At 36.6% G+C, this 284-nt stretch carries 1 protein-coding gene; it reads left to right on the top strand.

Annotation, left to right across the window (positions count from 1 at the left end; genetic code table 11):
* Positions 1-284: prephenate dehydratase domain-containing protein (locus tag V6256_RS15295; RefSeq protein ID WP_341599114.1), on the top strand; the 284-nt coding region annotated here is incomplete at both ends.

The raw sequence follows: 284 nt of genomic DNA, 5'->3' as shown, positions 1-284 counted from the left end.
GGCAATGTTCTGAGTTCATTAATGCTATAGAAGGCGTTAAGGTACACAACAGTCAAAGCAATATGGAATCTTTGATTTTATATGAAGAAAAAGTGGAGTCCGCTGGGGCAATTATTCCTCATCATGCATTGTCAAAGGTACAAAACGCGACGATCATTAATAACGATGTGACTAACTATGCTAATACTCAAACACGCTTTTTGGTTATTTCTGAAACCCCATTAGATAGAGTTGCAGTAAAAGAGTATAAAACCACCTTAGTGGTCAATAATAAACAGTCCTGT

This window comes from Psychromonas aquatilis, assembly GCF_038155185.1.
GTDB classification, from domain to species: Bacteria; Pseudomonadota; Gammaproteobacteria; order Enterobacterales; family Psychromonadaceae; genus Psychromonas; species Psychromonas aquatilis.
This window is presented reverse-complemented; position numbering and strand designations above follow the sequence as displayed.